Source organism: Bradyrhizobium sp. (genome assembly GCF_019242285.1).
Taxonomy (GTDB): domain Bacteria; phylum Pseudomonadota; class Alphaproteobacteria; order Rhizobiales; family Xanthobacteraceae; genus Bradyrhizobium.
The window spans coordinates 1-6,167 of record NZ_JAFAVV010000788.1 but is presented as its reverse complement, the minus strand read 5'-3'; the positions used below and the strand labels follow the sequence as shown (position 1 = coordinate 6,167).

Annotated in this window: 4 protein-coding genes and 1 pseudogene; 2 read left to right on the top strand and 3 right to left on the bottom strand. The window is 59.3% G+C overall.

The window, feature by feature from the left end; genetic code table 11:
* Window positions 1-326 precede the first annotated feature (326 nt).
* Window positions 327-1,253, top strand: a complete 927-nt coding sequence (locus JOY90_RS32050) for a hydrogen peroxide-inducible genes activator (protein ID WP_291695099.1) — start codon at window positions 327-329, stop codon at window positions 1,251-1,253.
* Between the two features lie 1,024 nt (window positions 1,254-2,277).
* On the opposite strand, the gene JOY90_RS40240 is transcribed toward JOY90_RS32050, so the two are convergent.
* From JOY90_RS40240 to JOY90_RS32040, 3 genes and pseudogenes are all read right to left on the bottom strand, one after another.
* Window positions 2,278-2,397 (bottom strand): hypothetical protein, encoded by a 120-nt coding sequence (locus JOY90_RS40240; RefSeq protein ID WP_367277022.1) that lies wholly within the window; start codon window positions 2,395-2,397, stop codon window positions 2,278-2,280.
* Window positions 2,398-2,515: 118 nt separating this feature from the next.
* Window positions 2,516-3,658: pseudogene (locus JOY90_RS32045) on the bottom strand (inorganic phosphate transporter); the annotation flags it as partial.
* A 975-nt stretch (window positions 3,659-4,633) separates the two neighbouring features.
* Window positions 4,634-5,494, bottom strand: a complete 861-nt coding sequence (locus JOY90_RS32040; RefSeq protein ID WP_291695097.1) for a LuxR family transcriptional regulator — start codon at window positions 5,492-5,494, stop codon at window positions 4,634-4,636.
* Window positions 5,495-5,811: 317 nt separating this feature from the next.
* Here JOY90_RS32040 and JOY90_RS32035 point away from each other — a divergent pair, with 317 nt between their 5' ends.
* The gene (locus JOY90_RS32035) at window positions 5,812-5,979 is read left to right on the top strand and encodes a hypothetical protein (RefSeq protein WP_291695096.1); all 168 of its coding nucleotides are present in this window, start codon (window positions 5,812-5,814) and stop codon (window positions 5,977-5,979) included.
* The last annotated feature ends 188 nt before the right edge of the window (window positions 5,980-6,167 follow it).

Genomic DNA, 6,167 nt, shown 5'->3' with positions numbered 1-6,167 from the left:
CTGTGGTTGCTTGGGAAAACGTTCGAAATCGGTGGTATAAGCCGCAATGAATTAGTCAGGTCGGGCTAAGGTGCCACGAGCCAGTCAGGCTCCTGCGTCTTTGCGCGAAATCCCATTTGCGGACCGATTTTCGCCTTTAGCTACTGCGACCCAAGCTACGCAGTTCGCGTCGTAAAAAATATCGGAAGATGTTCGTGATCAATCCGAAAGGTAGGGACAAACATGACGACCTCGTTGTTGTCCAACCCCTGAGCGCGCGGGAGAGATAAATGTTGCAGCGCAAAACGTCCAACGAGAATTTCCGTCTATTATGATCGGAAAGTTCGATGATGAATGCACCGTCGGTCCGGCACCTACGCCATCTGACTGCGCTGCACGATCACGGCCACTTCGGCCGTGCGGCTGAAGCCTGTCACGTCACTCAATCGACCCTCAGCGCCAGCATCAAGGAGCTCGAATCCATATTGCAGGTGGCGCTCGTCGACCGCTCGAAGCGCCGCGCAGTTCTCACGCCGGTCGGCATCGACGCCGTGGAGCGCGCGCGCAAGATCGTCAAGGAGATCGACGAGCTCGTAAGCTTCACTAGCGCTTCACGCGATCCTCTTTCGGGAACGCTGCGGATGGGGGCCATTCCCACAGTTGGACCATTTCTATTGCCGCGGGTGCTTCCGGGCTTGCGCAAGACGTACGACCGGCTGAAGCTCTATCTGGTCGAGGATTTGACGGATCGCCTCGTCGGTTCGCTGCACCGGGGCGACCTTGACGTCGTGCTGCTTGCACAGCCCTATGATTGCGGGCCGGTTGAGGTCTTTATTCTGTTTGAAGACCCCTTTGTCGTGGGGTTGCCGAGCGCGCATCCGCTTGCGCAGGCCGAGCGGATCAAGCCTCAACAACTGTGGCAGCAGGATTTGTTGCTGCTGAAAGACGGACATTGCTTGCGCGAACACGCCCTCGAGGCGTGTCACCTGGCTGACCGGCGCGCGACGGACAGTTTCGAGGCAACAAGCCTTGCGACACTTGTGCAGATGGTTGACAACGGGCTTGGAACGACATTGCTCCCGACGCTCGCCGTCGACGCCGGATTGCTGCTTGGGACGAGTCTCGTCACGCGACCGATGCTTGGCGAAGTGCCGACACGAAAGATCGGGCTCGTCTGGCGGCGCGGTACTGGACGACGCAAAGAGTTTCGCCTACTGGCGAAAGAGCTCGCCGAGCGCGCCAAGCCGGGCCCTAAAGGGGAGGCGCGGCAATAGTTATCCCGAGGAAGCGTCCATCGATCCATCGCGTCAGCGGGCGATGCTTTTCAATCTCAGAAGGACCTTCGTTTAGCTTCTGCTGAATTCAGTTCGGGTTGCCAATATGTTCACAGCCGGCAACCGGAAAGTCGATCCGCCATTGTCCATCCGTAATTCTCCTGCTGTGAACAGGCGGCTATAGTTCCGGCAATGTCAGATGCTGCGACGTACATTTTCCGATGCCCCAATTGCGAGGCTGAATACATAGTCGTCCGTGCCGAATGCCGCCGACGCACGACATGTTCCTGTGCGTGCGAAGCATGACCATGGGCCACATGCGCGTGATGCGGCCTTTTCGTGGTTACCAGCATCGTGATGCTTGGCGGCTTCCTGATGGTGTCTCGCCGCGTGCGAATGATATTCTGATGCCTTATGATGATCGGCTGCAGTCTTCGACATTTTGCTTCCTCCTCGGCAACGGTCCTAGAACAACGGAGGATCGGCAAAGAACGCGAACGAAAAATGATCGCGCCGAATTTTCCTGTCGTGCTGCGGCACTGCCTGTTCATAGGCTCCCGAGAGGAACGCCATGGGACGTTCGCTCATGTTGTGGGAGAGCGAGCGCATGGTGTGCAGCCACCGATACAAGCATCATTTTCGTGGTCAAAGCGCGCTGCAGAAGTCAAGCCTAATGCTCATCGGCTGTAAGCGAATAGGACCAGCAACACCATGGCCAGTAAGAGTCCGCCGATAATGGCACACTGTAGTCGACCCATTTCCCAAGCTGACCAATTGCGGGCAGACGAATTCTTCAAATCCCTTCTCCTCCCTTCGACTGAGGGCTACTGATCAGCAGTCTGCTTGCGTCGTCCCGACTCATGATCCTCCAACGGGCTCGGAATTTCGATTTAGTGCTTCCGCGTGGGACCTGTCTCGAAGGATATAAAGGCCGATCAGGGTGGCTATGACTACAATCATCCGGAAGTTGCCCGATATCTCTCTTCTGCGCCATGGCATCTGCGACTCCGCGACGTTCCGGTTATTAAGAAAGGAGGTAGAAAAGCCCGCTTGATAACGCGATGGTCGCCGGCAGAGTGAGAACCCAGGCTGCCGCGATCAGCCATAGCGTCGTTCGCTGTACGCCGGCGCCTGAGCCGACCATGGCGCCGGCAATGCCTCCGGTCACCACATGCGTCGTACTGACCGGATACCCCCGTAAAGCCCGCAAAGCTGATGAGCACCGCCGCGACAAGCTCAGCCGAGGCACCCTGCGCCGGCACAAGATGCGACTTGCCAAGGCGTTCACCAAGCGTCTTCACGATGCGCCGATAGCCGACCATGGTGCCGACGCCAAGACACAGGGCACTCAGGACGCGCACCCACCACGGCGCATATTGCACCGAGCGCATCAGTTCGTCGTGCAGCGATTTGGCCGATTGCTTGTCGGCCTCTGGAAGGTTCTTGCTTTCTTTCGCCTCGCGCAACAAAGCGAGCGTCTGGTTCAGATCGTTGCGAACCGCAGGTCGCTCGCCTGCCGGAATATCGCCAACCCGCGAAAGCGGCTCAAATCGGGACACTAGCGCGCCGGCGGCGGACAAGCCCTGCTGCTCTCGCGGTCCGTCGGTACGCTCGATGAGCCCGGGTGCACTTTGCATCTGCTTCGTTGCCTGACTGATCTGTTCGTGTGTCATTTCAAGGTTGAGCGCGTAGCTCGCCGGCATCAATCCGATGATGGTGAGCATGATCAAGCCGATGCTCTTCTGACCGTCGTTGGTTCCATGTGCGAAGGATACGCCGGTGCAGGTCAGGATCAGCAACAGCCGCATCCACCAGACAGGCGGCTTATCACCTTGCGGCGGCTCATAGAGCTGTCTTTGCCGGACGAACTGCCTGAACAGCAGAAACACGCCGAGCGCCAGCACAAAGCCGAGGATCGGCGACACGAGAAGCGAAGCCAGAACGCCCCAGACCTGGCCCCAATCGACGCCCGTCACACCGCCTCCAGCGGCTATAAAACTATTTTCAAGGGCAATGCCGATGAGCGCGCCAATGAGCGCGTGCGAGCTCGAGTTCGGGATCCCGAGCCACCACGTGCCGATGTTCCAGATCAGCGCGGCCGCAAAGACAGCGACCAGCATGCCGGCGGCCAGGCTTCCGTCGGGCGGCGACAAGACCTCAGGAGGGATCAGTTCAACCAGGGCATAGGCGACGGCGATACCGCCGACGATCACGCCGACAAAATTCATGATACCGGACCAGGAGACCGCCACGACCGGGCGCAGCGAGTTTGTGTAGATCACGGTCGCGACCGCATTTGCGGTATCGTGGAACCCGTTCGAGAACTCGAAGAAGAGAACGAGGACGAAGCAGCCAACAAGAATGGCAAGCGTGGCGGCCGATCCAGGAGCAAGAGAGGCGAGCATGCTCGATTCCTCGTGAGAGCATTCGGGTAAGCTCGCGGCAGCTTAAGGTTTTCCCCTGTCACAAAACTTTCGCGGGAGACGTTGCTCGGGCCGGTATGTCGGTTAGCGATGGACAGGCCGGCACCATCCGCTCTCGATACCGGAGTGCCTCGACCAGCAATGGAGAACGCCTGTACCGGCTGTCTACGTTGGGGGTCCGGGAAACGATCCGCCCGGTCTTGCATTAGCGATCCTCCTCGCACTCGCGGACAGCGGCGGCCTCTTGCAGCGCGGAGATGACCGACCTCGCAAGATCCGGTCTCATCCTTCGGCCGCCGAAGGCCGCCTCCAAGGGACTACCTGAGAAGTCGCTTCATTACCCGGCCCATCAGTTGGATCCGGTCCGAGAGCAACTGCCCGCCGACGGCGAAATCTTTCGGCGGATACGGATGGAATCTGATGTTGATGTCATCCGTCTGCGAAGGACCAACTCCGAACAATTTCGCCGCACCCTGGTCAGTCTGTCGGCTACGCGCCGCTGTTGCCGCGCGGACATCGACCAGTCGGATAATTCGACGGTTACGTCCGCGGCGCCGCGCTCGCCTGGAGTGCGCCCGGCTACGAACAATTCGCCGTCGCGATAGGGCGTGAAATGGACGGTCGTCCTTTCCCGTAGCTGTTCGCGGGTGACCGGAGCGCGAGGATCGAAAAAAAGCTCGCAAATCTCGTCCGTGAGGCGCTCGGCGACGACACCGCACCGCTCCGCAGTCAGCTCGGGAGAAGTGATCCGAAGGTAGGGCACGCTAAACCGAAAGAAATCCAGGATTTGCCTGCCGTTGGGCCGGCGTTCCGGATGGAAACGAACGGGCCAATGAAATGTTTCGGGAGCCCGCGGGAGCGAGGGAACGCGGCCACGAGAATGGTAGCGGATGACCCGGATCCGGCATAGGCAACCGATGTGGTCGAGGTGATCGTATCGCCGCCGGCCGGTTGCTCTCAGACCAATCCCATCGACACCGCTACCGCGACGGCCTCGGAGCGGCTTCGGGTCTTCAGCTTTCGCTTTGCGCCTTCGACGTATTCATGCGCCGTCTCGGCCGAAATCTTCAGTATCCTGCCGATCTCGCGATCGGTGTTTCCTCGCGCGACAAGTCGCATGGCGTCCAGTTCGCGCAAAGTGAGGCCGGCGATCTGGAGAGGGATGCCCATTCGCGATGAGAGCCGCCGCGCCTTTTCGTAAAGAGCGATAGACATCGTGACGAGCGCGGCCCGCGCCGCTCCGTCCAGCCTCGCGTCTCGCCCGACCAGGCTGACGAGGCCGAATTGGCTGTCGTTGCGGTGAAGAGGAACGGCGAGACCCTCCGACCAGCCATGAGCCTGGAAGAGCTGCAATGCTTCGCGACCGGCGACGCCGATCTTTCGATCGTTGCGTAGCTCGGACCAGAGAAAAGGCTCCTTGCGCCGCTTCAGCTCTTCGATGATCGGATCGCGATTGACCAGTCCGGAGCCGAGGTAAAACCGCTTCCAGCGATCGGGCCAGTTGAGGATATAGATGACGGTCCGCTCGCGATTGGCGAGGTCGACCTCGCCGCAGGCAAAGGTATCGAATCCCGCCGGGCGGATCGCCTTCTTGAACAGATCCCGGCAGGCCTCCAGTGAATTGCAGCGGTAGAGATGATCGCAGAATGCCATTGCGTCGTCGGAAATCATTGAAAAGTTCCATCTGCTTAAAAATCGATCATGCCACCCCCCGAACGGGGGGATGACTAGAAAAACAAACGCGCGGATTATTGCGACGATCGTATCTTGAAAGAAACGGAAAACAACTCTTTCCGATTCGCGAGGTTGATTGATCAACCACGCTCGCATGTGAATGGCATCACAAGCCCTCGGTCAGAGTACCCCTATACTCGTAAGCCTTTTGCAAATGGTGATTTCCGATGCCGACTAATATTCCGGCGCTCGGCCGTTCCGAGCAAGCGCAACCGCGGAGCGCTCCGCTCGGCGGCGTGCCCTTCGTGATCTGGACGGTCTTGCTCTTCCTCGCAGTCGCGACCGTTTTCTACGGCCCGATCCTTGCGGGCTCGTACACGTCAGACTTGGCCGCGATCTTCTAATCGGCGGCTGACAACTTGCACTCGGGAGACTCGCTCATGAGTACTTCTCAACGTCAATTGAGCGCGCTGTCGCCGGAAGATCGCATGCTGTACCGGCAATGGCTGCGGCGCGGCCTGTTTCTGTACGGCGCGATAGCGATCATCGGAGCGATGGCGATCTCGTACCACATTGCCGGGCCGCAGCCGCTTGCAACTGCCGACTCCGCTCTGGCGGCGGCCAAATAGATGCGCTGGATCGACTGCGTCGGATTTGCAGCGTCCATCGCGGTGCTCGCAAGTTTTTGCATGACGACGATCGTCCCGTTGAGGACCATGGCGCTGGCGAGCAACCTGTTGTTCATCTCGTATGGCCTTCTGGCCCACATCTATCCGGTCCTCTTCCTCCACATCGTGCTGCTCCCAATCAACGTCTT